The 25,919-nt window shown below is 59.8% G+C and carries 24 protein-coding genes; 12 read left to right on the top strand and 12 right to left on the bottom strand.

The window, feature by feature from the left end; all coding sequences use genetic code 11:
- Positions 1–47: 47 nt before the first annotated feature.
- The gene (rimO, locus tag ACN0TS_RS11575) at positions 48–1,475 is read right to left on the bottom strand and encodes a 30S ribosomal protein S12 methylthiotransferase RimO (RefSeq protein WP_417259515.1); all 1,428 of its coding nucleotides are present in this window, start codon (positions 1,473–1,475) and stop codon (positions 48–50) included.
- A gap of 164 nt (positions 1,476–1,639) precedes the next feature.
- On the opposite strand from rimO, the gene ACN0TS_RS11580 reads away from it, so the two are divergent.
- On the top strand, positions 1,640–2,845 hold the full coding sequence (locus ACN0TS_RS11580; RefSeq protein WP_417259516.1) for a cytochrome b/b6 domain-containing protein: 1,206 nt from the start codon (positions 1,640–1,642) through the stop codon (positions 2,843–2,845).
- Positions 2,846–2,953: 108 nt separating this feature from the next.
- On the opposite strand, the gene ACN0TS_RS11585 is transcribed toward ACN0TS_RS11580, so the two are convergent.
- The 4 genes from ACN0TS_RS11585 to ACN0TS_RS11600 form a co-directional block, all read right to left on the bottom strand.
- The gene (locus ACN0TS_RS11585; protein WP_417259517.1) at positions 2,954–3,529 is read right to left on the bottom strand and encodes a YceI family protein; all 576 of its coding nucleotides are present in this window, start codon (positions 3,527–3,529) and stop codon (positions 2,954–2,956) included.
- Between the two features lie 195 nt (positions 3,530–3,724).
- Positions 3,725–4,486 carry an ABC transporter permease gene (locus ACN0TS_RS11590; protein ID WP_417259518.1) on the bottom strand — a complete coding sequence of 254 codons (762 nt, stop codon included), beginning with the start codon at positions 4,484–4,486 and terminating at the stop codon, positions 3,725–3,727.
- Complete coding sequence (locus tag ACN0TS_RS11595; RefSeq protein WP_417259519.1) at positions 4,483–5,433, bottom strand: ABC transporter ATP-binding protein; 951 nt, start codon at positions 5,431–5,433, stop codon at positions 4,483–4,485. Before ACN0TS_RS11595 ends, ACN0TS_RS11590 begins: the two co-directional genes overlap by 4 nt.
- A 182-nt stretch (positions 5,434–5,615) precedes the next feature.
- Positions 5,616–6,221, bottom strand: coding sequence for a GcrA family cell cycle regulator (locus ACN0TS_RS11600; RefSeq protein WP_417259520.1), 606 nt, complete (start codon positions 6,219–6,221; stop codon positions 5,616–5,618).
- A 182-nt stretch (positions 6,222–6,403) separates the two neighbouring features.
- Here ACN0TS_RS11600 and ACN0TS_RS11605 point away from each other — a divergent pair, with 182 nt between their 5' ends.
- From ACN0TS_RS11605 to argF, 5 genes are all read left to right on the top strand, one after another.
- Positions 6,404–7,216 (top strand): ABC transporter permease, encoded by an 813-nt coding sequence (locus tag ACN0TS_RS11605; protein WP_417259521.1) that lies wholly within the window; start codon positions 6,404–6,406, stop codon positions 7,214–7,216.
- 109 nt (positions 7,217–7,325) lie between these two features.
- A complete protein-coding gene (locus tag ACN0TS_RS11610; RefSeq protein ID WP_417259522.1) occupies positions 7,326–8,186 on the top strand; it encodes a trypsin-like serine peptidase in 861 nt (286 codons plus the stop codon).
- Positions 8,187–8,437: 251 nt separating this feature from the next.
- Positions 8,438–9,616, top strand: coding sequence for an aspartate aminotransferase family protein (locus ACN0TS_RS11615; protein WP_417259523.1), 1,179 nt, complete (start codon positions 8,438–8,440; stop codon positions 9,614–9,616).
- Positions 9,609–10,094 (top strand): GNAT family N-acetyltransferase, encoded by a 486-nt coding sequence (locus tag ACN0TS_RS11620; RefSeq protein ID WP_417259524.1) that lies wholly within the window; start codon positions 9,609–9,611, stop codon positions 10,092–10,094. The genes ACN0TS_RS11615 and ACN0TS_RS11620 overlap by 8 nt, the downstream gene beginning before the upstream one ends.
- Before the next feature lie 62 nt (positions 10,095–10,156).
- Positions 10,157–11,080: an ornithine carbamoyltransferase gene (gene argF / locus ACN0TS_RS11625; RefSeq protein WP_417259525.1), complete on the top strand. Its 924-nt coding sequence runs from the start codon at positions 10,157–10,159 to the stop codon at positions 11,078–11,080.
- A 90-nt stretch (positions 11,081–11,170) separates the two neighbouring features.
- On the opposite strand, the gene ACN0TS_RS11630 is transcribed toward argF, so the two are convergent.
- Entirely contained in the window at positions 11,171–12,649 is a 1,479-nt protein-coding gene (locus ACN0TS_RS11630) for an inorganic phosphate transporter (RefSeq protein ID WP_417259526.1), read from the bottom strand.
- Between the two features lie 276 nt (positions 12,650–12,925).
- The gene (locus ACN0TS_RS11635; protein ID WP_417259527.1) at positions 12,926–13,387 is read right to left on the bottom strand and encodes an NUDIX hydrolase; all 462 of its coding nucleotides are present in this window, start codon (positions 13,385–13,387) and stop codon (positions 12,926–12,928) included.
- A gap of 213 nt (positions 13,388–13,600) precedes the next feature.
- Between ACN0TS_RS11635 and gndA the strand changes: the two genes are divergently transcribed.
- Positions 13,601–15,037, top strand: coding sequence for an NADP-dependent phosphogluconate dehydrogenase (gene gndA / locus ACN0TS_RS11640; RefSeq protein WP_417259528.1), 1,437 nt, complete (start codon positions 13,601–13,603; stop codon positions 15,035–15,037).
- 78 nt (positions 15,038–15,115) lie between these two features.
- Here the strand turns inward: gndA and hrpB are convergent, their stop codons facing one another.
- Positions 15,116–17,545 carry an ATP-dependent helicase HrpB gene (gene hrpB / locus ACN0TS_RS11645; RefSeq protein ID WP_417259630.1) on the bottom strand — a complete coding sequence of 810 codons (2,430 nt, stop codon included), beginning with the start codon at positions 17,543–17,545 and terminating at the stop codon, positions 15,116–15,118.
- 183 nt (positions 17,546–17,728) lie between these two features.
- On the opposite strand from hrpB, the gene meaB reads away from it, so the two are divergent.
- The 4 genes from meaB (at position 17,729) to ACN0TS_RS11665 (ending at position 20,408) form a co-directional block, all read left to right on the top strand.
- Positions 17,729–18,706, top strand: coding sequence for a methylmalonyl Co-A mutase-associated GTPase MeaB (gene meaB, locus ACN0TS_RS11650; RefSeq protein ID WP_417259529.1), 978 nt, complete (start codon positions 17,729–17,731; stop codon positions 18,704–18,706).
- A gap of 294 nt (positions 18,707–19,000) precedes the next feature.
- Positions 19,001–19,288 carry a 50S ribosomal protein L28 gene (gene rpmB / locus ACN0TS_RS11655; RefSeq protein ID WP_417259530.1) on the top strand — a complete coding sequence of 96 codons (288 nt, stop codon included), beginning with the start codon at positions 19,001–19,003 and terminating at the stop codon, positions 19,286–19,288.
- Positions 19,289–19,449: 161 nt separating this feature from the next.
- Positions 19,450–19,797 (top strand): hypothetical protein, encoded by a 348-nt coding sequence (locus tag ACN0TS_RS11660; RefSeq protein WP_417259531.1) that lies wholly within the window; start codon positions 19,450–19,452, stop codon positions 19,795–19,797.
- An 86-nt stretch (positions 19,798–19,883) separates the two neighbouring features.
- Positions 19,884–20,408, top strand: coding sequence for a copper chaperone PCu(A)C (locus ACN0TS_RS11665; RefSeq protein ID WP_417259532.1), 525 nt, complete (start codon positions 19,884–19,886; stop codon positions 20,406–20,408).
- Between the two features lie 89 nt (positions 20,409–20,497).
- Here ACN0TS_RS11665 and ACN0TS_RS11670 read toward each other — a convergent pair whose 3' ends face one another.
- The 4 genes from ACN0TS_RS11670 to ACN0TS_RS11685 form a co-directional block, all read right to left on the bottom strand.
- Positions 20,498–21,187, bottom strand: coding sequence for an NAD-dependent deacylase (locus tag ACN0TS_RS11670; protein WP_417259533.1), 690 nt, complete (start codon positions 21,185–21,187; stop codon positions 20,498–20,500).
- Between the two features lie 2 nt (positions 21,188–21,189).
- A complete protein-coding gene (locus ACN0TS_RS11675) occupies positions 21,190–21,924 on the bottom strand; it encodes a DUF4336 domain-containing protein (protein WP_417259534.1) in 735 nt (244 codons plus the stop codon).
- A 5-nt stretch (positions 21,925–21,929) separates the two neighbouring features.
- Positions 21,930–22,304 (bottom strand): arginine transporter, encoded by a 375-nt coding sequence (locus ACN0TS_RS11680; RefSeq protein WP_417259535.1) that lies wholly within the window; start codon positions 22,302–22,304, stop codon positions 21,930–21,932.
- Positions 22,305–22,491: 187 nt separating this feature from the next.
- Positions 22,492–23,781 (bottom strand): hypothetical protein, encoded by a 1,290-nt coding sequence (locus ACN0TS_RS11685; protein ID WP_417259536.1) that lies wholly within the window; start codon positions 23,779–23,781, stop codon positions 22,492–22,494.
- A gap of 235 nt (positions 23,782–24,016) precedes the next feature.
- Here ACN0TS_RS11685 and lepA point away from each other — a divergent pair, with 235 nt between their 5' ends.
- Positions 24,017–25,816: a translation elongation factor 4 gene (gene lepA / locus ACN0TS_RS11690; protein ID WP_417259537.1), complete on the top strand. Its 1,800-nt coding sequence runs from the start codon at positions 24,017–24,019 to the stop codon at positions 25,814–25,816.
- Positions 25,817–25,919: the final 103 nt, after the last annotated feature.

Genomic DNA, 25,919 nt, shown 5'->3' on the forward strand with positions numbered 1-25,919 from the left:
TGAGCGAAAGGTTAAGAGATCACAGTTTGAGCGACGGGGAGGGGGCTTTATCCGTCGTGGCGCAGTTGCCCCCAAAGGTCGTATTCGCCCGCTTCGTCCACTTCGACGCGCACCAAATCCCCAACGCTCAGGCCCTCGGTCCCTTCGTCGATGAACAGGTTGCCGTCGATCTCTGGTGCGTCGGCTTTGGTGCGGCAGGTGGCGATGCCGTCTTCGTCGATATCATCCACGATAACCTGCATGGTCTGGCCGACTTTGGCCCCCAATTTGGCTTCGGAAATGGCCTGAGCCTTCTCCATGAACCGCTCCCAACGTTCTTGTTTGACGGCCTCATCCACGTGATCGGGGAGCGCGTTCGAGCGAGCGCCCGCGACATTCTCGTATTTGAAACAGCCCACACGGTCGAGCTGTGCCTCGTCCATCCAGTCGAGCAGATATTGGAACTCGGCTTCGGTCTCCCCAGGATAGCCAACAATAAAGGTCGAGCGCAGGGTGATCTCGGGGCAATCGGCCCGCCACGCCGCGATCTCGTCGAGCACCTTGGCCGAGGCCGCCGGACGCGCCATGCGTTTGAGCACATCGGGGTGGCCGTGTTGGAAGGGAATGTCGAGATAGGGCAAAACCGCATTCGATGTATCCGCCATGAGCGGGATCAGCTCGCGCACATGCGGGTAGGGGTAGACGTAGTGCAAGCGCACCCAAAGATCGTCCGCAGCACCCAACTGTCCCAACTCGCGTGTCAGGTCAGTGATGTGGCTGCGCACCTCGCGGGCATCGCCATTTTTCGGGGCCCACGGGTGGGTGTCATAGCGACGGTCAAGCCCGTAAGCTGAGGTGTCTTGCGAGATCACGAGCAACTCTTTGACGCCTGCCTCCACCAGCTTCTCCGCCTCGCGCAGCACCGCATGAACGGGACGCGACTGCAACTTGCCGCGCATGTCGGGGATGATGCAGAATTTACAGGCGTGGTTGCAGCCCTCGGAGATTTTTAGATAGCTGAAATGGCGCGGTGTCAGGCTCACACCGCTTGCGGGCAACAGGTCAATAAACGGATCGGGCGCGGGCGGCACTGCGCCATGCACCGCGTCGAGAACCTGCTCGTATTGGTGCGGCCCAGTCACGGCCAGAACCTTGGGGTGAACGCCTGTGATGTATTCAGGGTCCGCGCCGAGACAGCCCGTCACGATCACTTTTCCGTTCTCGTTCAGCGCCTCACCGATGGCCTCAAGGCTCTCGGCCTTGGCGCTATCCAGAAACCCGCAGGTATTCACAATCACCGCATCCGCGCCCGCATAATCGGACCCGATCTGATAGCCCTCTGCACGCAGCCGCGTCAGGATGCGTTCGCTGTCGACCAAGGCCTTTGGGCAGCCAAGGGACACCATGCCAATGGTCGGTTGACCGTCGCGGGCGGTGACATCAAACATAGGCTTAGGGGCCAGATCGGGGCGGAGATTCGGAGGATTTGTGCTCATGGACCGCTTTTAGCCGCAATGTGGTCGCGCGGGAAGGGAGAGCGGTTCTGTGTATTCCGCACGGATGTCGCCGCATTGCACAGTTTCTGTGCGCGCACAAAGGATGCAGAGGCACGGATCACAACGTACCTTCGCCAATAAATACATATCAGATGGACCACCTCATGTTGACCAACACCGCTACGCGCTACGGCTCGCTTGCTCGTTTCTTTCACTGGAGCATCGCGCTTCTGATCCTGACCGCCATTGCCCTTGGCCTAATCGGGGATAACACGCCGCGCAATGCCGACACGGTTGCCCGCCTACAAACGATTTACTCGGCGCATAAAACCATCGGCATTACGGTGCTGTTGCTTGCGATCTTGCGCATCGGTTGGGCGGTGACACAACCGCGCCCCGTGCCGCTACACCCGGAACGCCGAGCCGAGACACTCGCCGCCGAAGTGGTCCACTGGGCGCTCTATGGTGCGATCCTCATCATGCCGCTGTCGGGATGGGTGATGCACGCCGCCGAGAGCGGCTTTGCCCCGATCTGGTGGCCGTTCGGACAGGGCTTGCCCTTCGTGCCGAAATCCGAGGCCGTGGCTCATACTGCGGGGGCCGTGCATGGCCTGTCTGCGTGGGTGATCATTCTGAGCATTGCGGCGCATATCGCGGGCGCACTCAAACACCAAATCATCGATAAGGACGCGACCTTGGCACGGATGAGCCACGGACGGGACGCGGGCGATGCCTCCGCCACGCACGGACGCGCCGCGCCTCTTTTGGCGGTGGGTCTTTGGATTATTGTTCTGGGCGTGGCCCTCTTTGCCGCCCCCTCCACCCCCGCGCCTGAGGCAGAGGGTGCAAGGGCGGAAGTGACGGGCAAGGCGGCATCTGTCGTTCCCGCCGATGGGCCGACATGGGAAGTGCAAAATGGCGATCTGACATTCTCCGTCGTGCAAATGGGCACCCCCGTCGAAGGCCATTTCGACACGTGGTCCGCCGCGATCACCTATGACGACACCACGGGCATCGGGGCTGTGACGGTCAATATCGACACCACCACGCTCACCCTCGGCTCTGTGACGGATAATGCCAAGAGCGAGGAATTCTTCAACGTTGCGGCCTATAGCACCGCGACCTTTGCCGCCGACATCACCCGCACAGGCGAGGCCCATCACGCCGTAGGCAATCTGACCCTTGCGGGCGCGACTGTGCCCGTAACCTTGCCGTTTGAGCTGTTGGTCGACGGGGATGTGGCCACGATGACGGGCTCGGTCGAACTGGACCGCCGCGATTTCGGGATGGGCGCGGGCTATACCGATGAAAGCACGGTGGGCTTTGGCGTCACGGTCACGGTAAACCTCACCGCCACCCGCGCCGACTAGGGCGCAACACGTCACGCGGCGTAGCCCACCTCTACCTCACGCACACAAAAGGCCGCTCCCTCGCAGGAGCGGCCTATCTTGTTTGAGCCGTTATACGAGACTGGCGGCTTATTCGGCGCGCATGGCCTCAATGGAAATGTTCACGGCCACTTCGTCTGCAACGAACGGTGTGAACATACCCATGTCGAACTCGGAACGCAGCACGGTGGTTGTCGCGTCAAAGCCGAGCCATGCTTTACCTGCCATTGGATGATCGCCCTTCTGGTTCAGCACAGCGTCAAGCGACACGGGCTTGGTGATGCCGTTGAGGGTCAGGTCGCCCGTGATCACGCCCGTGTTCTCGCCTGTCACCTCGATGGAAGTGGAGACAAAAGAGATCGTCGGGTTCTCTTCGGCGCCGAAGAAGTCACCGCTCAGGAAGTGCGTGGTGCGTTCGTCCCAGCCTGTATAGAGGCTATCGGTGGGAAAGGAGACCTCGACAGAGGACGCCGCAGGGTCTTCTTCGTCAAACTGGATGTTGCCATCAAAGCCCGAGAACACGCCGACGGTGTTGGAGAATCCAAGGTGGTTGTATTCAAACACGATCTGGCTGTGCGAAGCGTCGAACACATAGGGGACAGCTTCGGCATGGGCGGCGGAGGACAGGCCGAGAGCGGCGACGGAAGCGAGGAGAAGCGTTTTCATTGAATGTCTCATTTGTTGTTGGGTTGCATTGCGTTTGGTTGCACTACCCAGAGATTTAGGTCTTTTGCGCCGTTAGACAATTCGACGCGGGCAAACAAAGTCTGTTCGCCCGCGCACACGAGTTTCGGTTGATTGGTATTTCTGCGCACAATTCTGTGCGTAAAATAGGAAACTGTTTCGGTTTTCCGCCCTAGATCATTCTTTTATCCGCCAGCCCGTTTTGAAAATCCATCCGATGAAGCCCAAGCAGATCGCCAGAAACAGCGTGATGGCCCCGATGGAGACCGCCACGGGCACGTCGGCCACTTCAAAGAAGGACCACCGGAACCCCGAGATCAGATAGAGGACGGGATTGAATTTCACCACGACCTGCCAAACGCCCGGCAACATATCGGCGGAATAGAACGCCCCGCCCAAGAACACGAGCGGCGTGACGATCAACAGCGGGAAGATTTGCAACTGCTCGAAATTGCCCGCCCATATCCCGATAATGAATCCCATCAGCGAGAAACTAATGGCGGTGAGGATCAAAAACGCCGCGGCCCAAAACGGGTGCGCCACGGGCAGATCGACAAAGAAGTTCGCAGTGATCAGGATGATGATCGCGATGAACAGCGATTTGGTCGCCGCCGCCCCGACATAGCCGATCACAATCTCGACGTAGTTGATCGGTGCGGTGAACAGCTCGAATATCGTGCCGGTGAATTTCGGGAAATAAATCCCGAAGGAGGCATTGGAAAGCGCGTTTTGCAACACGGTGAGCATCACCAGACCCGGCACGATGAAAGCGCCATATTCGATGCCGTTCACAGTATCGATGCGCCCGCCAATGGCCGCGCCAAAGACGACGAAATACAGCACTGTGGAGAGAACGGGCGAGATAATGGATTGGCTGAGTGTGCGAAAGAAACGCAACATTTCAGTGCGATAGATGGATTTGATTGCGAGCCAGTTCATACTGTGGCCTCCTGTGTCGCGGCGGGCGCGTCCTCAACCAAGGTGAGAAACACCTCTTCGAGAGAGTGTTCGCGGCTGGCCAGATCATGGACGGAAACGCCGCGCTCGGCCAAATCCGCGATCATCCGCGTCAGCCCGGTGCGCTCCGCATTGATGTCATAGGCGTAGGTCAATTGCGTGCCGTCCTCTGACAGGGTGAGGTCATAGGCCTCAAGTCCCGCAGGCAGCGCGGCAAGCGGCGCGCTGAGGTCCATCACCAGATGTTTCTTGCCAAAGGCGCGCATCAGCGCATCCTTGTCTTGGACCAGCAAAATTTCACCCTTGTTGATGACGGCCACGCGGTCGGCCATTTCCTCGGCTTCCTCGATGTAGTGCGTTGTGAGGATGACGGTCACGCCATCCTCGCGCAATCCACGTACCACCTCCCACATGTCGCGGCGAAGAGCAACGTCGACCCCCGCGCTTGGTTCGTCGAGGAACAAGACTTCAGGATTGTGGCTTAGCGCCTTTGCGATCATCACGCGACGCTTCATCCCGCCCGAAAGGGCGCGGTTCTGTTCATCCTTTTTGTCCCACAAGGACAGGGATTTAAGCACCTTTTCGAGATAGGCATCATCGGGAGGACAGCCGAACAACCCGCGCGAAAATTTCACCGAATTCCAGACGGTCTCGAATATATCGAGGGCGATTTCTTGTGGCACGAGGCCGATCATGCGCCGCGCGTCGCGGGGCTGTGTCACGGCGTCAAATCCGCCGACGGTGACTGATCCCGACGTGATTTTGACGAGGCCGCAGACCGCGCCGATCAGGGTGGTTTTGCCCGCGCCATTGGGGCCGAGCAGGGCGATGATCTCGCCTTTTTCAATGTCGAGGGTGGCGCCTTTGAGCGCCTGAAACCCGTTTGAATAGCTTTTGGTCAGCTCTTTGATGGAAATGATAGGGGCCATGTGCGGGCCTTTCTGTTCAGTGCGTCCTGCCAAGATAGGGGGGCATCATGTGATTTTGAACCACCGTGATGTAATTGACGCCCGTCGCCCGCGCACATAAGGGTACGCGTTTTCGCGCTTTGAGGGCGTATAAAAAAGCCGCCCCGAAGGACGGCTTTGGCATTGATTGTTGTGGTGCGGGTTTAGCGGCGGCGGTCACGGCGCGCCGACATCGGCTGGAACGCCACGCCGACATGGGCCTCGCAATAGGGCTTGCCCGGTTGCGAAGGCAGGCCGCAAAACCAGAAGGCATCCGTGGCGGGGTCCCCGATTGGCCATTTACAGGTCTTTTCGGTCAGATCCATCACGGAGATTTTCTTGGCCTTCTTCTCGACTTCGTTCACCTTGGCCAAAGCCTCGGCAGGAATTTCGTTGGTCGAGGGCTGAGGTGGCAGGGGTTGGCCTGCGGGAATGATCTGACGACGGTTGTGCGGTACGGCTTTTGGCGTCGCTGATTCTGTTTTGGGCTCATTGTCCATCGCGGCGGGCTTGGCCGCTGCGGGTTTCGCTTTGGCCTTTGGCGCGGCGGGCTTGGCCTTCGCTGCGGCAGGGGTCGCAGGTTTGGCTTTCGGTGCTGCCGTTTTGGCGGCGGCTCCCGATCCAGCCCGATTGGACAGACCCAAACGGTGCACCTTGCCGATGACCGCATTTCGCGTCACACCGCCGAGTTCCTTGGCGATTTGCGAGGCGGATTGACCCTCGCCCCACATTTTCTTCAGTATCTCGACGCGTTCATCGGTCCAGGACATAGTGTCTTCCTTAGCATCTGTATAAATCGCGGTGGCCCCGCAATCTGTCACATTCAGTCACGCAACACACTTGTGCGCGCGCACTGTTTGTAGAATTCTCTTGTCCCTCTATTTAAACGGCGTGCGAGCGGTTACAAGCACGCAAACGGGACAGACATAAGGTTTATCAGAGGATTTCGGTGATGGAAACAGGCACAAACGAGATTGCGATGGGTGTGCGGCGGTTCGGTCGCGTCAACTGGCTTGGATTGCGCACTTTGGCGCACCGTGAAATCCGCCGGTTTCTTGCCGTGTGGACTCAGACACTGGCCGCGCCTTTGGTGACGGCGGGTCTGTTCCTGACCATCTTTACACTTGCCATAGGTCCGAGCCGTGGTGAGGTGATGGGCGTGCCCTTCATCCACTTTCTGGCCCCCGGCATCCTGACGATGACGGTGATCCAGAATGCCTTTGCCAACACATCCTCGTCGCTTGTGATCTCAAAGGTTCAGGGCAATATCGTCGATACGCTCATGCCGCCGCTCTCGCCTATCGAACTGGTTCTGGGCTATCTCGCGGGCGGATTGGTGCGTGGATTGATCGTTGCTGTGGCGATCTGGTCGGCCATGGCGTTGTTCGTCGGGCTTGGCCTCGCGCATCCGTTCTTTGCGCTGACCTTCATCACGCTTGGCGCACTTTTGCTCGGCGGGCTCGGAATTATGGCGGGGGTTGTCAGTCAGAAATTTGACCAGATGGCAGCGATCACCAACTTTATCATCACGCCACTGTCGTTCTTGTCGGGAACGTTTTATTCGGTGGAAAACCTGCCGCATTGGTTCCGCGTTCTTACCCATCTTAACCCCGTATTCTATCTCATCGACGGGGTGCGTTATGGCGTGATCGGGCAATCGGACAGCTCGCCGTGGCTCGGCCTCGCGGTGGTTTCTTCCGTGACTGCGGCGGTGGTCTTGTGGGTCTGGGTGCTGTTCAGACGCGGCACGAAGCTCAAATCCTGATCCGGTGCGCGGTGGGGAATTTCCCGTCTTCGCCGCGCGTCCTCCTCACTCTTGCCCCATTCTGACGCGATCTTGCCCTTGGTTCTTTTCACAAACCCAAGGGACACCTATGCGTATCGCTTCCTTTCTCTGTGCCCTCATTGCTGTATTTTCTGCGAATGCGGTCCTCGCCGCAGATAGCCTGCCGTCCGAGTTGGACCGCGTGGACCGTCGCGCCGAGTTGATCGGATGGGAAGCCGTTGGCCGTCTCGATATGGCGGGGCATGGCACCTGCACGGGGGCGCTGATCGAACAGGATCTTGTGCTGACCGCGGCGCACTGTGTGCTTGATGATAACGGGCAAAAGATCGCCGCCAACAAAATCACGTTCCGCGCAGGCCTGCGCAATGGGGACTATATCGCCGCCTCCAAAGGGCGTGCCGTGGCCTATGCGTCAGGGTTCAAACAGGAAGAAGACGGCCGTATCAGCACGGCCAATATTGCCCGCGATGTGGCGCTGATCCAGTTGGATAAACCCGTGGCCCGTGCGCTGATCCAACCGTTCCAAATCCACCGTGTGCGCACCTCGCGCGGCGAACTCATGGTTGCCTCTTACGGGCGCGGGCGCAATTCGACCCTCTCAATTCAACGTGCCTGTAACGTGCTGAAAAAGTTCAAAAGCGGCGTGATGACCTTCGATTGCGACATCACCTATGGCTCGTCCGGTTCACCCGTTCTGGCCTATGACGGTGGGCGCTTGGCCGTGGTCTCCGTGGTCTCTGCACTGCGCCAAGAAGGCAATAAAAGGATCGGCGTTGGCATGGATGTGATCGACATCATCCCCACTCTCAAACGCGAGATTGCCCTCGGCGCGCCACAACAGGCGCTCAAACCTGTGGTCACGCGCCGCATTACGGTGGGCGGGGCCAAGTCGGGCACATCCGTGGGGACGCGTTCGGTCGGTGGGGCGAAATTCCTTTCGTCGAAATGAGTTTTTCTTTGACAGAGCCGTCTGTACAGGCGTAAACGCGACGCCATGAACACGATGACAGATCATAACACCATCGCCCGACGCCGACGCTAACGCGCCGATCCGCGTCCGTTCATCTGTGTCTGTGCGTGACCCGCATGGCACAACCTGCGCCAAACAGGCGCAAATCCCTTAAAAACCCATCTCAAACGTTGACAGTCTTGCCCCGTCGGGCGTTCAAAAGGCTTTCTGCATCCCAAAGGACCCTACCGATGATTACGTCCGTTCTTCCGACCTACAACCGCGCACCGCTTTCCTTTGTCAAAGGCGAAGGCAGCTGGCTTGTGGAGGCGGATGGTCGACGCTTTCTCGATCTGGGTGCGGGCATCGCTGTGAACACGCTCGGCCATGCCAATCCCGAATTGGCAGACGTGCTCAAAGCACAGGCCGACACGCTGTGGCATGTCTCCAACCTCTACCAAATCCCCGCGCAACAGGCGCTTGCCGACAAGCTTGTCGATGCGACCTTTTCTGACACCTGCTTCTTCACCAACTCGGGGACCGAAGCCGCCGAACTGGCGATCAAAATGGCGCGTAAATACCACCACAACAAAGGTGCGCCCGAGCGGGTTGAAATCATTACCTTTGACGGCTGTTTTCATGGCCGCTCCACTGGTGCGATTGCCGCATCGGGCGCCGAGAAAATGGTGAATGGTTTTGGCCCCTTGATGCCGGGGTTTGTGCATCTGCCTTTCGGTGATGCCGAGGCGCTCAAAGCCGCCGTAACGGATAAAACTGCCGCAATCCTGATCGAGCCTATTCAGGGCGAGGGGGGGATTCGCGTTGTGCCAGATGCCGATCTCAAGGCCATGCGCGAGCTGTGTGACGAGACTGGCACCTTGCTGATTTTCGATGAGGTACAATGCGGTGTCGCTCGTACAGGCAAGCTCTTCGCCCATGAATATGCAGGTGTTACACCCGACATTATGATGGTCGCGAAAGGTATCGGCGGGGGCTTCCCGCTCGGTGCGGTTCTGGCCACCGAAGACGCGGCGAGCGGTATGGTCGCGGGCACGCATGGCTCGACCTATGGCGGCAACCCTTTGGGCTGTGCTATCGGCCTCAAAGTGATGGAAATCGTCTCCGATCCCGATTTTCTGGCCGAGGTGAACCGCAAATCCGCGCTGTTGCGTCAAAAGCTCGAAGGTCTGATTGCCGCCCATCCCGATGTGTTCGAGGCGGTGCGCGGGCAGGGGCTTATGCTCGGCCTCAAACTCAAAATCGCGCCTGCCGATCTGGTGGGAAAAGGCTACGCGCAAGGTCTGTTGACCGTGCCTGCGGCTGACAATGTGGTGCGCCTCTTGCCCGCCCTCAATATCTCTGACGAGGACATCGCCGAGGCCGTTAAACGTCTTGATGCGGCGGCGAAGGCGGTGCGCGGCGATGGCTGATTACCGTTTCAGACCCCTGACCCCTGCCGACAAGCCGCTTTTTGTCGCGTGGCTTGCCGCGCCGCACATCGGCGGCTGGTGGCAGGACGGGGAGACGGAATGGGCGCTCGTGGCGCAGGAGTTTGGCACGGGCCGCGTCGATATGCGCGTGGTCGAACAGGGGGGCACCCCTTTCGCCTATGTGCAGGACTACGGCGTGCATGAATGGGAAATGCCACAATACGCCGACTTGCCGCGGCGCGCCCGCGCGCTCGACACGTTTTTGGGCGATGTGGCGTTCCTCGGCAAAGGACACGCGGCGCGCTACCTGCGTCAGCGCTGCGATGCCTTGTTGGCCGATTACTCGCTCGTCGCGGTCGATCCTGCCCCCGACAACACCCGTGCGATCCGTGCCTATGCGGCGGCGGGCTTCGTGCAACGAAAGACCTGTATTGGTGAAGAGGGCGATCCCGTGACCGTCATGACACGCCCCAATTGACACGCGAACACAGATAGAGAGCGGCGCGCGCGTCGCGCCCGATAGTAAGAAAGACAAGAGCCATGAAACACTTCCTCGACATCAACAAAATCGACTCCCATGAGTTGCACCGCATCATCGAGGCAGCAAAGGCCACGAAGACTGCCCGCCAAGGCAAGCCCAAAGCCGCCTTGGACGATGTATTGCCGCTCAAGGACAAAATGGTCGCGCTGATCTTTGAAAAGCCGTCCACGCGCACCCGCGTCTCTTTTGACGTGGGCGTGCGCCAAATGGGCGGGCAGACCATGGTGCTGTCTGGCTCTGACATGCAGCTTGGTCACGGCGAAACCATTGCCGACACCGCCCGCGTGTTGTCGCGCTACGTCGATATGATCATGATCCGCACATTTGAGGAACAGACGCTTCTGGAGATGGCCGAATATGCCTCCGTGCCCGTGATCAACGGCCTGACCAATCGCACCCACCCGTGCCAGATCATGGCCGATATCCTAACCTTCGAGGAGCACAACGGCTCGATCAAAGGCAAGAAAGTCGTCTGGCTCGGTGATGGCAATAACGTCTGCGCGTCGTTCATCCACGCCGCAGGCCAGTTCGGATTTGATCTGACCTTTGCAGGTCCAAAGCCGCTTGATCCCGAGATGGAGTTCATTGAGGAAGCCCGCGGCAAAGGCTCCAAGATCGAGATTGAACGCGATGCGGATAAGGCCGTTGCAGGGGCCGATCTGGTTGTGACCGATACATGGGTGTCGATGCATGATCCGGCTTCTGCCCGTGAACGCCGCCACAACCAGTTGCGCCCTTACCGTGTCAACCGTGCGCTGATGGCGCAGGCCAATGAGAACGCGCTGTTCATGCATTGCCTGCCCGCGCACCGTGGCGACGAGGTGACAAACAACGTCATGGACGGGCCGCAATCGGTGATCTTTGATGAGGCGGAAAATCGTCTGCACGCGCAAAAAGCCGTGATGCAATGGTGTGTTGAATAACCCGCAGACCCCCTCAATTCGAACTCAAAAGGCGCACCCGTGAGGATGCGCCTTTTCTGTCTGGGTCTATCGGGCTGAACCCGAGGCGCCTTAGTGGAACAGATGCGTCAGCAGGTAAAACACAACCCCTGACAAGACCGCAGCGGCGGGAACGGTGATCACCCACGCGGCCACGATGGTCATAAAGTGCGAGCGACGAACCAACTTGCGGCGGCGGCGTTCTTCGGCGGCGATACGCATTTCAGGCGCGCGCTTGGCCGAGTTTTCGCGAGCGCGGCGGTTGTGGTGCCATTCGCGGAAAAAACCGACCCCGAACACACCGCCCACGGCGATATGGGTGGAGGATACAGGCAGGCCCAGCCATGAGGCCACAATCACCGTGATCGCCGCCGACAGCGCGACACAATAGGCGCGCATCGGGTTCAGTTTGGTGATCTGGCTGCCAACCATGCGGATCAGTTTCGGACCGAACAACAACAGACCAAAGGAAATGCCGAAGGCGCCGATGACCATGACCCATTGCGGGATGGACACTTTGCCTGCGAACTCACCGAACTCTTGGGCATGGACGATTGCGGCAAGCGGGCCCACGGCGTTGGCCACATCATTGGCCCCGTGAGCAAAGGACAGCAAGGCTGCGGAAATCACCAGCGGCAGGCCGAACAGCGCCTTGAGCGATTTGTTGCGGTTCTCAAGTCCCTCGGATTGCTTGCGCACCAAAGGCGCGGAGACGACATAGGATACCGCCCCGACAACAGCCCCGATAATCAAGGCGCTGAGCAGGTCGATCTGGATGATCTTTTTGAGACCTTTCACAGCGAGATAGGCCGCAAATGCGCCCATCATAATACCGACCAGGACAGGCACCCATTTGCGGGCAGCGGCGATTTTGTCCTCTTGGTAGATGATTTTTGCTTTGATGAAGGCAAGGAACCCTGCCGCCACTACGCCGCCCAAGACCGGAGAGATCACCCAAGAGGCCGCGATCAGCGACATGGAGGTCCAGTTGACGGCGGAAAACCCTGCGGCGGCGATCCCTGCGCCCATTACGCCCCCCACAACAGAGTGGGTGGTGGAGACGGGCGCTCCGATCCACGTCGCGAGGTTCACCCAAAGCGCCGAGGACAAAAGCGCGGCCATCATCGCCCAGACAAAGATACTGGTGTCGGCAACAGCGGCAGGATCAATGATGCCCTTGGAGATGGTCGATACAACGTCGCCACCTGCGAGCAAGGCCCCCGCACTTTCACAAAGCGCCGCGATGACAATCGCGCCGCCCATCGTGAGGGCCTTGGCACCGACGGCGGGGCCCATGTTGTTGGCCACATCATTCGCGCCGATGTTGATTGCCATATAGGCGCCCAACGCCGCTGCGGCGATGATGATAGCGCTTCCGGGTTGGCCGCCGAACAGGAAGGCCGCGGCGATTCCCGCAATGATGATAAAGGCCAGAGCGACACCCAAGCCAACCATCGGACGCGCCACAACTGTGAGGCCATATTCAACCTGACTGATACGGTTGAGGTCTTTGTCCAGTGTGGCCCACTGTTTGTCGGTATTCCCGCTCATACTTTGTCCCCTGTCGTGGCGCGTCTCACGCCCCCGTGGGGGTCGCCAAACGTCTGTCGCAAACACGTCCCGTGTCCGGACCAATTGCGCGAAGCGCTAACCTGCGCGGCCCGCGCGATCAAGCATTAGTTGAAACTTGACACGAATACGCCTGCGAGTGACGCACCGGCGCGGCATTTGCAGGGGTAATATGAGAATAACCAGAGGGGAAGCGGGGCAGGGCACAGGCCAATATGTCAGCCTGTGGTGTGCCGCGTGGAATCATCCTGCGCGGTCTTAAAACGAGCGCAGGATGTCTTTGAGTTCGGGTTCGTCCACCAGTTCGGCTGCGGCTTCGGGTGCGACCCAATTACGGGTCCGTTCGTCGCATTCGGGGAAGGTATCCGCCAGACCCTCGACCTTGATCGAATAGACCGTGGCGGTGACGGGTGCCGTGGCCCCGTTGTCGAACTGCTTGTCGTAATTGTATTGGCCCAAGGGGGTCTCTTTAACCTTCGCGGGTTGAACCCCAGCTTCTTCCCACGCTTCTTGCGCGGCTGTACCTGCGCCGTCTTTGCCGTCAATGGGCCAGCCTTTGGGCAAGATCCAACGTCCCGTTCCGCGCGACGAGATCAAAAGCACTTCCTTTTTCCCACGGTCGCCCTTGCGATAGCAAAGAGCCGCAGATTGCACCCGCTTGGGGCGACGGAACAAAGGCGTAAAGACGCCTTCCCAGAAGGATTTTAATATCGTTACCATTAGGAAACCTGTGTGTGTGCGCTTTGTTGCGCTTTGTGATTAAACCTCAATATAGCTATTTTTTGGTAAAAATCAAGATCATGCGGCGAATCGCGATGATTCGGGTGTGGTATCCACTTGTATACCTGTGGCTTTGGCGGCAAATTCGCGTCGATAATCTCATTATACCAGATGTGTATCGCCCGCATGGGCGACAAAAGGAGACCCTATATAATGTCACAGGCTCGTATCGGCCTCATCGGTCTTGGCGTCATGGGCGCTAACCTGTCTCTCAATATTGCGGAGAACGGTTTCCCCGTCGCAGTGTATAACCGGACAAGCTCCGTCACCGATGACTTCGTGGCTTCCGCGGGTGAATTGGCCGAGCGCCTCACGCCTGTGCATACCCTTGAGGCGCTGACAGCCTCGCTCACCAAACCGCGCGCCGTGATCATTATGGTTGCCGCTGGTGCCGTGGACGCGGTGATCGAAGATCTCAAACCGCATCTCGACAAGGGCGACATGATCATCGACGCGGGCAACGCCAACTTCCACGATACCCGCCGCCGCGAAGCCGCGCTCAAAGGTGACGGTCTCAACTTCATCGGCATGGGTGTCTCTGGTGGCGAAGAGGGCGCGCGTTTTGGTCCGTCGATCATGGCGGGGGGGGATCTGGCCTCCTTTGAGGTGATCCGTGACATCCTTGAGGCAATCTCTGCCAAGCACAAAGGCCAAGCCTGCGCCGACCATTTCGGTCCCGATGGCGCGGGCCACTTCGTGAAAACCGTGCACAACGGTATCGAATACGCCGACATGCAAATGATCGCAGAGGTTTATGGTCTGCTGCGCGACGGCGACAAACGCCCCACCGCCGAGATCGGCAAGCTGTTCGAAGACTGGGACAAAGGCCCGCTCAATTCCTACCTGATCGAGATTTCGGGCAAGGTGCTTCAGGCCGTTGACGAGAAAACCGGCAAGCCGCTCGTAGATATGATCGTCGACAAAGCGGGTCAGAAAGGCACAGGCCGCTGGACCGCGATTGAGGCATTGTCACTGGGTCAATCGCCCTCCACCATCGAGGCCGCCGTGGCGGGGCGTTCATGGTCGGCAGAGAAAGAAACCCGTGAAGCGGGCGAAGAGATCTTCGCCGACATCACACCACAAGCGGGTGCCGAAGTCCTCGCCGATTCCGATCTCGAAAAGGCACTCTTGGCCGCGAAAATCATCGCCTACGATCAAGGCATCAAACTGCTCGCTGCGGCGTCCGAGGAATACAAATGGGATCTCGATCTGGCGTCCTGCGCCGAGGTCTGGCGTGCGGGCTGTATCATCCGCTCCGCATTGCTCGACGACATGGCCGCCGCTGTGCGCGAAGGTCTGCCCCACACGCAACTGATCTTCGCACCGCGCTTTGCGCAGATCATGCGCGAAGGCTCCTCGGCACTGCGCCGCGTTGTGGCCTCGGCTGCGTTGCGCGGTCTGCCAACTCCCGCCTTCTCCAACGCGCTCGCCTATTTCGACACCATGCGTAAGGGGCGCGGCACCACTGACCTGATCCAAGGTCAGCGTGACTTCTTTGGTGCGCACAGCTTTGAACGCACCGATGGCGGCAAGGGCCATCATGGTCCTTGGGCGTCCGACGTCGCGCATTCGGCGGCTTTGACCGACTAAGCACGACGTACACAATTCCAACAAAAACGGCGCTGGGAGAGACCTCCGAGCGCCGTTTATTTGTCTATCTGCAACATTTCACGTCCCGCGCGGTTTCGCCCGCAGTGTCGGATCGGCCTGTGTCGGGTCTTCGGGCCACGGGTGGCGGGGATATTTTCCGCGCATGTCCTTGCGCACATCGGCGTAGGAGGTGGTCCAAAACGCAGGGATATCCATCGTCACCTGCACGGGGCGATGCGCGGGCGAGGTCAGCGTCACCCGCAACGGCACCCGCCGCGCGCCGACGGTGGGGTGGGTGGTCGTGCCAAACATTTCTTGCAGGCGGGCGGTGATCTCGGGGGCCTCGCCACTATAATCAATCGGCAGCTTGCGGCCCAAGGGGCTTGTCCATGATCCCGGCACCTCGCGGTCCAAACGGCTCATCTGATCCCAATCAAGCATCCCGCGCAACGCGTCGGTAATGTCGAGATTGCGCAGCGCCGCTTCGGTTTTTGCGCCCTTGAGATAGGGCAGGAGCCACGTCTCCAAGGATTGTATCAGCGCTTCTTCGGAGAGGTCGGGGAAATCATCCCCCATCAACATCACCCGCGCCTGAAAGCGTTTGGCGGCAGCACTCCACGGCAGACCGATGTGGCGAATGCCATCAAGCGCCCCACGCGCCACCGCCTCTTTGGGTGCGTCGGGCCATTGGCGATCATCAAGGCAGACAGCGCCAAACATCTCGCGTTTGCGCGCCACCACTCGGCCTGCGCGCTTGTCCCACTGACAGACCTCTTGCCATGCGATCTGATCCGCAAACAAGGCGCGAATGTCGGCCTCTGAAATCTGTGCCGCCTGTCTGATCCGTGCCTCTCGTGGTGCCCCGTCAGTGTCTGTCACGACGATCAGACGTGCGCCTGCAAGCGCATCGGCGTCATCCATCACAGCCCCCTTGCCCCCTGACATGACAAAGCGGGCTTGGTCGCCCTTGCGGCGCAATCCGATACGGTCGGGGTAGGCGAGGGCGGCCATCGCGCCCAGGCTCAGATCGTGCAACGCGGCGCTGCCCGCCATCGGGCGCAGGCGTTTGGCCTCTTGCTTGATCCGCTCCACCGCGCCGCGATCGGCGCGGGGATCAGGGCGCGACAGGGCGGCGATGCGTGTTGCGAGGTCCACGCCCGCGTTGCGTCCCGCGCCGATGAACGGATCGCGTTCGTTCAAGAGGGCCGCCAGTTCTGCCGCCTTTGGCCCCGCTTTTTGCAACATATGTGCAAGTCGTGGATGCAGCGGCATTGCCGCCAAAGCCCGTCCGTGGGCCGTGATGTGATGGGCGGTGTCCAAGGCCTCAAGCCCGTGCAGCAGCGCCCGCGCCTCGGCCAAGGCCCCCACGGGCGGCGGGGTCAGGAACGCCAGATCGTCCTCGCTCGCACCCCACATCGCCAGTTCCAAGGCCAAGCCCGTGAGGTCGGCGGTTTCGATCTCGGCGGGCGGGAATGTCGCCAATGCACCCTCTTCGCCCTTGGTCCAAAGTCTGTAGCACACGCCCTCGGACACGCGCCCCGCGCGGCCTCGACGTTGCTCGGCTTCGGCCTTGGACACCCGTTCGGTCACGAGGCGCGACATGCCAGAGGCGGCGTCAAACCGTGCGCGTCTGGCGCGGCCTGCATCGATCACAATGCGCACATCCTCAATGGTTAGAGAGGTCTCTGCGATGGAGGTGGCAAGCACGATCTTGCGCCCCGTGGGGCAGGGCGCAATGGCGGCGCGTTGCTCGGCAAATTTCATCGCACCAAACAGCGGCCGCACGGCGCAATCCGTAGGCACGCGGCCTTTGAGCAATCCCTCTACTCGGCGGATTTCCCCCTCACCGGGTAGGAACACCAAAGCCGATCCATGCTCCGCCGTGACCGCCTCGATCACGAGGTCGGCGGTGGCCTGTTCCAGTCGCGTCGTTTTGGGAACGGGTGCCGCGAGCCACCGCGTCTCGACGGGAAAGGCGCGACCCTCGGAGAGTACCACGGGAGCATCGTCGAGCAGATCGGCCACGGGTTGCGCGTCGAGCGTTGCCGACATCACCACCACGGCCAGATCGTCACGCAGCGCCCCGCGCACCTCTTGGACCAAGGCCAGTCCGAAATCGGCATTCAAAGAGCGTTCGTGAAATTCGTCAAAGATGACACAGCCGACGCCACTCAACTCGGGGTCGCTTTGCAACATGCGGGTCAGGATGCCTTCCGTCACCACCTCGATGCGGGTGGCTTTGGATGCTTTGCTCGCCCCGCGCATACGGTAGCCGACGGTCTCGCCCGCCGTCTCTCCCAAGGTTTGCGCCATGCGTTCGGCGGCGGCCCGCGCGGCCAGACGACGTGGCTCCAACATCAAAATCCGGCCCGTGACATGCGGCAGTAAGGCCAGTGGCACGCGGGTTGTTTTCCCTGCCCCCGGAGGAGCCATCAACACCACACGACCGGCGGAGGTCACAGCCGCGACCACATCGTCCAACACATCATCTATCGGCAATCTATCCATGCCGCCCTTATCCCCGATTGCGGCCCGAAGAAAAAGCACCGTCATGGTGTGGCACTCAAAATCACGCGGTGCGGCACCCGCGATGCAAAATGCCACACTGGACAGGGGCGGTGGCATCGGGCATTCCTTGCCCATCCCCCTATCGCTTTGGCAGACCAAAGCAAAAGACAAAGAGGCCCGCCTATGGACCCCACCGAATTGGCCGCACAGGTGATCGCAGGCAACCGTCGCGCCCTCGCACGCGCCATCACATTGGTCGAAAGTGCCCGCCCCGATCATCGTGAACAGGCGATTGTGCTGATGGACGCGATCAAATCCGCAGGCCGTGTGGCCATGCGGGTGGGGCTGTCGGGCACGCCCGGTGTCGGCAAATCCACCTTTATCGAGAGCTTCGGCATGATGCTGATCCGCGAGGGGTATAAGGTCGCGGTGCTGGCCGTTGATCCCTCGTCGTCTCGCTCGGGTGGGTCGATCTTGGGCGACAAGACCCGCATGGAATTGCTCAGCCGCGAAAAACACGCCTTTATTCGTCCCTCGCCCTCGCAGTCCGAACTGGGCGGTGTGGCGCGGCGCACCCGTGAGGCCGTGAGCCTGTGCGAAGCAGCGGGCTACGACATCATCCTGATCGAGACCGTGGGCGTCGGCCAATCCGAAACCGTGGTCTCGGAAATGTCCGACCTGTTCTTGCTGCTCTTGGCCCCTGCGGGTGGTGACGAGTTGCAGGGCGTCAAACGCGGCATCATGGAAATTGCTGATATGATCTTGGTGAACAAGGCCGACGGCGATCTTAAAGCCGCTGCGAAACGCACCTGCGCCGATTACGCGGGCGCACTACGTCTCATCCGCAAGCGCCCCTATGACCCCGAAGGCTTCCCCAAGGCCACCACTGTCTCCGCTCTCGAAGAGGACGGCTTGGAGCAGGCATGGACCGATATGCAGACCCTGATCTCATGGCGTCGCGACCACGGGCACTTCGACCGCCGCCGCGCCGAACAGGCGAAATACTGGTTTGCTCAGGAAATCCGCCACGGCCTGATGAGCCAACTGGCTCGTGAGCCGCTCAAATCCATGATCGACGATCTGGCGGGGCAGGTGGCCTCGGGCGAGATCACGCCAAGCCACGCCGCCCGCGATGTGCTTGAGGCGCTGCGCCACGGCTAGGCCCCGCGCAGTTTCGGCGCCACCCGCGAATCCGAAGCGAATCCCCCGCGTCACGCACCGCGAGGGCTTGACGATTCTCCCGCTATCGCCTATCCACCGCGAACTGAATTTCGGGCTCCGCACCTGTGCTGGGCCTATTTCTGTTTAAATCGGTGGTTTTCGTGGGAACTTGGGTGTGGTTGCACTTGATTTCCATCCGAATGCGGCTCATAGAGAGCGCCGATCCAGACAGGACTTTGAACAACCCGCGGGCCGCGCCTTGCTGCCCCCCGACTGTAAGACGAGGATGACCACATGGCACGCCGTTGCGAATTGACTGGTAAAGGCCCGATGACTGGCAACAATGTCAGCCACGCCAAAAACCGTACCCGCCGCCGCTTTCTTCCGAACCTCAACGACGTATCGTTGATGTCGGATGCACTCGGCCGCTCTTTCAAGCTGAAAATCTCTGCGGCTGCATTGCGCACCGTCGACCACCGTGGTGGCCTCGACGCGTTCCTTGCAAAAGCCAAAGACGAAGAGCTTTCTGATGCAGCTCTGAAAATCAAAAAAGACATCGCGAAAGCCGTTTCTGCCGCTTAAGCCGTCTTTTTCGATCTCGACAGATTTAAAACCCCGTGTGGCGCGCCCGCACGGGGTTTTCGCTTGTCCGCTGTTTTGCGTCTAAGCCGCAGTCTGCCGATGCGCGAAAGGTCGCAGGGCACAGTCTTTTCATTCACACGCTTCCCTCGTAATGTCCGCCCATGCGCAGTTTACGCCCTCTCATAGCCGTCGTTTTTGCGGTTCTGTTGTTCGCCACGAGCCAGACAATGGCCGTGACGCGCGGAACCATGCGCGACGCCACGGGGGCTGTGGTTCTGTGTACGGGCACGGGGCCGATTACGGTCCTGATTGATGATGACGGGCAGCCTGTCGGCCCCCCGAAAATCTGTCCCGATTGCGCCATGAGTGTCTTCGCGGATGCGGGCAGCGCCTTTGTCCTTTCGGCGCCCCAATCCCGCGTCACACCGCTTCGCGCGGACCAAAGCGTCACGTTGCGTCGGACCGCACAGACGCTGACCCCGCTCGCACGTGGACCTCCTGTCGTCTGATCTGACACCACGCATTTCCACACAGACACCAGATACGCCGCGCCCTGACCCGATGGGAGGACGCGCATTTTTACAGGATCAGACCTATGACACTCAAAACGACCCTTTTCGCGGGCCTCTCTGCCCTTGCTTTCGCTCTTCCTGCCTTTGCGGGCGACATCACCATCGAAGACGCCTATGCGCGGTCCTCGGGCATGTCCGCCAAAGCGGGCGCTGCATTTTTCGTCGTTCACAACGCAGGGGCCGAGGATGATCAACTCATCGACGCCACATCCGATGTGGCCAAAGTGGTTGAATTGCACACCCACAAAGACATGGGCGATGGCGTGATGAAAATGATGCACGTCCCCGAAGGCTTCACCATCCCTGCAGGTGGCGAACACGCGTTGGCCCGTGGCGGCGATCACGTTATGTTCATGGGCCTCAACAAGGGCTTCGAGCAGGGCGATACAGTGACCGTGACCCTGACCTTTGAAAAGGCAGGCGACATCACCGTTGATATTCCTGTCGATCTGGAGCGCAAAGACGGTATGGGCATGAAGCATGGCAAAATGGACCTCGGCGACATGGATCATGGAAAGATGGACCATGACAAAATGGGCGACAAATAAGCCGCAGCTTTCCTGATGATAAAAGAACACCCGCCCGTGCATCACGTGGCGGGTGTTTTCATTTTAACGGCGCGGTTCGGGAGAGGACCTTAATGCGCCAGAACCTCCGCGACCCATGCGGGCACAACCTTTGAGGCGGGCCCCGTGCGCACCTCGTCGAACGCAGCACCCGAGGCGTCGAGGTTCAATTCCAACGTCTTGATCCCCAACTGTTGCGCCAGTTGTCGAAAGCCCGCCGCAGGGTAGACATTGCCCGATGTGCCGATGGCTACAAACAGATCGCTGTCCTCCAACGCCGCTTGGATGCGGTCCATGTGATAGGGGATTTCACCGAACCAGACGATGTCGGGACGGGCTGCGGGTGCGTCACAGGCAGGACACTGTTCGCCCACGGCCATCTCCACCGGCGCGCGCCACCGATGCCCGCAATCCGCACAGAGCGCCAATGTGACGTCGCCGTGCATATGGATCACAGCCGCTGCGCCGGCGCGTTCCAACAGGTCGTCGATGTTCTGCGTCACCAGATGCACGGGCGCATCATAGGCCGCTTGCAGCTGTGCGAGCGCCTCATGGGCCGCATTGGGTTGCGCGGCGGCCACCGCTGCGCGCCGTCCATTGTAGAACCGCTGAACCAAGGCAGGATCGCGAGCAAAGGCCTCGGGCGTCGCCACATCCTCGACGCGGTGTTCCTCCCACAAGCCGTCTTCGGCGCGAAAGGTTTTCAGCCCGCTTTCCGCCGACAATCCCGCACCCGACAAAATGAAAATTCCACCACTCATCTCTACACTCCCAACCATGCAAAAGCGCGTTTCAACTCTGCTGTGCCATTGGTGTCATACCACCGCCCATGGCTCAAAATCACCTTTTCGGGCGCCCATGCGATCACCTCTCGCATCACCGCGCGGGCTTTCTTCTTTGACTTGAACGACAACCGCATATCGAGCGGGGCCTTGCCATCGGGGTCCAAAATCCCCGCCATGCGAAACAATGCCGCCTTGAGCGGGCTGACCTTCGCAGCCTCGAAATTCTCGATCAGGTCGGTGAGGATCAACACCTGTGACGCCTCGTGAAAAAACACCACCTCGTGCAAGAACCGATGCCCTGCCACCACGCGCTGACGGATGTCGCTCGCCCACGCCGCAGGAGCCTCGTCGCTCAATACCTGATGCGGCGGGAAGGCAATCGCGAACTTTCGCGCTCGCGCGGCCACACCCGGTGCGGCGTAGACCTGCGCCTTGGGGAACCGCTTCGCCCAGTCGGCCACGGAAACATAATGGATCGGGTTGGGCGCGATCAGCCACGCCACTTCGCCAAGCGCGGCCATCTCCGCCAATAGCGCCTCATCAGGCGCAATCGGGGAATGCACCCAAAGCTGCGCCCCGATGCGTACCACGGTCATGCGCGTCGGGAAGGCCACGCCGTAAAACGGCACGGGCGGCCCGTCGGCAATCCAGATCTCGCGCCCAACGGGCTTGAGCGTGTTCAGAGGGTCATAAAGGTTTCGAGGCTTGGCCACGGGCCTTAGCCACAGGTGCTTGCCGCCGAGGCGCCAAAGGCCTTGTAGCGCTTCCAGAAGGTCTCGTTGAACGGGTTGTCCGACTGACGCACCTCTTGTGCCTTATGCGGGTCTTTGAAGAAGGCCACCGCTTTGAACTGTTCGCTCGCTGACAGCTTTTGATGCGCCACCGCCTGCACACAGCCACAGGTGGACGGGGTCGCGGCCTTGCGTTTTGTGGCGATACAGGCCGAATAGATCGGTCCCGCGGCAAAAGACAGGGTCGATGCCCCGCGGCTCACAGTCCCGCGCTGCCCACAAGAGGCCACAAGCGCCAAGCAGGACACCAAGACGATGCCCTTGAATGTTTTGGTAACGGTGGTGGAAGTCGTAATACCCATGAGTTGCCCTCTGCCCATATGTCCGCTCTCTGGCGTGATTTGCCCCAGTATGCGTGAAAATCACCGCGGGGGCAATTCACGGTTTGTTGGGGACGGCAAAAGCTTACTCGCCCACGTTTACCTGTGGTCTAATCCGCCGATGCAACGCATCGACATGTGACTGCTCGTCACGCCAAAGGCGTGGCGTTTAAACTTGCCTACGCTTGTGTTCTGGAATGTTTTCAGGGGGCTCTTTTGAAGATCCCTTTGGTGCGAGAGGCTTTGGGGGCTCCATTTCGATGCTTTCCAAACAAATGCCGCTGTCGTTCAGAACGTGCAGGTCGATATTATACGTGTCGCCCGAAGAACCCGCAAAAATCGTCACGGCGGATGTTAGCAAAGCTGTGATTGTATTGGTTGCCACCCCACTCCACGCATTACTTTCATGCCATCTCTTTTTGACGTGCTTTGGCATTATATTGTTCGCGCGTTTTAGGCGTTCGTTCAGGTCATTCACTGTCCAAATTAGGGCTTGGGAAAGCTTTGCCAGTTCTTTGACGCGCATGTCGTCTGAATTGGTCGATGTCAGTTCCAGACTTATGCTACGCAAAATTTGTGGCACTTTGTAGAGCGGTTCTAGACTGTCGGGTGTCTGGTTCGGAAAGCCCAATTCCTCATTGATTTTGTTGAGTGCCTCTTCAATGCACTTGGAAAGTTGATCCGCTTGTTTTGACAAGGCAGACGCGCGAGACAAGAGGGATCGGGCATGATCTTCAAACGGCTTAGCGCGTTCCTCACGTAGCTTTTCCTGTATCCCCTCAATCGCCGCAGCAACCGCCTCTTCGCCACTGTTCCACACTTCATCGTCGATCAAAACGATCTGTTCCCACAGGTCCCAATCAGGCGTGCGGCCAACAAGCAGTCCTTCGTACCAATCGGTCCAAAACGCCATCGCGGGGGAGGTGGACCAGTCTGTGCGCAAGGCCTCCCATTGGGCCTGAACCACCTCAGGCATTCCAACATCCAACCACAGCGGTGCCGCAAACAGCGCATCAATGCCCGCAGTGTCGAGTAAGTCGGTGGCGGAACGGGTGGCGCGGGCGGAAAGAGCGGCAGATCGGGCGGAGCGGGCGGCGGATCGGGCGGAACGGGCGGAATGGGCGGCGGAATGGGTGGAACGGGCGGCGGAATAGGCGGAATCGGCGGCGAAAAGGGCGGAACGGGCGCCGGATTGGGCGGAATCGGCGGCGGAATTGGCGGCATGCAGCACATCAGCGGTTGGCAATTTGCTCGCAGCCGCTGATGTGAGGATGGCACGACACAGCGCAATATCAAATGAAGACCCTGTGTCTGCCATAGAGCGCGGTGATCCGCCGATCTCGACTAAAGCTCGCGCCGAGGCGTTAAAGGCAAAGGCACTGCGCGTCTCTTGGTCAACGCCCTCGGCCCACGCCAAGATTTCCGCCTGAAACGCCTCAAAATCAAAGTCGTCGGCCATACCACACCCTCACACCTACGCGCCCTTTTGGGTAAATTGGCGATGTGAGGGCGAGATTGCAAGCCGCGCCTGCGGTGATGCGGCTAAAGTTAAGCCTGCCAATCGCACAGGCCTTGCCTTTCCCCCGCTTTCCCCCCATAGAAATCAGCTAAATTCACGCGCGCGCGTCGGGAGTGTTTTGCGCCCTGACCGCACAGTTGACCGCGCTCCATTTGCATCCGTCCAAGGGCCTCCCATGACCGAGCTGAAAAACATCCGTAACTTCTCCATCGTCGCCCACATCGACCATGGGAAATCGACCCTCGCCGACCGCTTGATCCAGTCCACAAACACCGTGGCGGATCGCGATATGAAGGCGCAGATGCTTGACAGCATGGACATCGAACGCGAGCGCGGCATCACGATCAAGGCCAACTCGGTGCGTATCGAATACACCGCCAATGACGGCGAGCTGTATATCCTCAACCTGATCGACACCCCCGGCCACGTCGACTTCGCCTATGAGGTCAGCCGCTCGATGCAGGCCGTTGAGGGCTCGCTTCTGGTGGTGGACGCCTCCCAAGGGGTCGAGGCGCAAACGCTGGCCAACGTCTATCACGCGCTCGACGCGGACCACGAGATCGTCCCCGTTCTCAACAAGGTTGATTTACCCGCCGCCGATGTGGACGCCGTGCGCACCAACATCGAGGACGTGATCGGTATCGACGCCTCCGACGCGATTGAGATTTCCGCCAAAACCGGTCTGGGCATCCCCGACGTGTTGGAAGCCATCGTCACCCGTCTGCCCGCCCCCGAGGGCGAGCGCGACGCCCCGCTCAAGGCGATGCTCGTCGACAGTTGGTACGACCCCTATCTCGGCGTTGTCGTGATGATCCGCGTGATCGACGGCACCATCAAAAAGGGCGACCAGATCAAGATGATGCAGACCAACGCCACCTACCGCATCGACAAACTCGCCGTCCTCAAGCCGCAGATGGTCGATATCCCCGAGCTTGGCCCGGGGGAAATCGGCATTCTGACCGCCTCGATCAAACAGGTGCGCGACACCAAGGTGGGCGACACCATCACCCACGAGAAGAAGCCCTGCGCCGAAGCGCTTCCGGGCTTCGCGCCCTCCGTGCCCGTGGTCTTTTGTGGCCTCTTCCCCGTGGACGCCAACGACTTCGAAGACCTGCGTGCCGCCATCGAGAAACTGCAACTCAACGACGCCTCCTTCTCCTCCGAGATGGAAACCTCCGCAGCGCTTGGCTTCGGCTTTCGCTGCGGCTTCCTCGGGTTGCTGCACCTTGAGGTGATCCGTGACCGCCTTGAGCGCGAATACGACATCAACCTCATCACCACCGCGCCCTCGGTGATCTACCGCATCTTCATGCGCGACGGCACGGTGCAGGAGTTGCACAACCCCGCCGACATGCCCGACCTCACCCATGTCGACCACATCGAAGAACCGCGCATCAAGGCCACCATCATGGTCCCCGACGACTACCTCGGTGATGTCCTCAAACTGTGCCAAGACCGCCGCGGCATCCAGATGGACCTCACCTACGCAGGCGCCCGCGCCATGGTCGTCTACGACCTGCCGCTCAACGAAGTCGTCTTCGACTTCTACGACCGTCTCAAATCCATCACCAAGGGCTACGCCTCCTTCGACTATCAGTTCATGGACTACCGCGAGGACAACCTCGTCAAAATGTCCATCCTCGTGAACGACGAACCCGTGGACGCGCTCTCCACCATGGTTCACCGCGACCGCGCCGAAATGCGTGGCCGCGCCATGTGCGAAAAGCTCAAAGACCTGATCCCGCGCCACATGTTCAAAATCCCGATCCAAGCGGCCATCGGCGGCAAAGTCATCGCCCGCGAGACCCTCTCGGCGCTGCGCAAAGACGTGACCGCCAAATGCTACGGCGGCGACGCCACGCGCAAGAAGAAGCTGCTTGAGAAGCAAAAGGCGGGGAAGAAGAAGATGCGTCAGTTCGGGCGTGTCGAGATCCCGCAGGAAGCGTTTATTAACGCGTTGAAAATGGATGATTAAAAAAAGGCCCCGCTTTTGCGGGGCTTTTTTTACTATATGTTCTTGGGTAAGCTCAAGTGGCTTAGAGTGAGGCGAAAAAGTAAATTTCTGCATGCGAGTATTC

The sequence above is a fragment of the Celeribacter sp. genome, assembly GCF_048266405.1.
Taxonomy (GTDB): domain Bacteria; phylum Pseudomonadota; class Alphaproteobacteria; order Rhodobacterales; family Rhodobacteraceae; genus Celeribacter.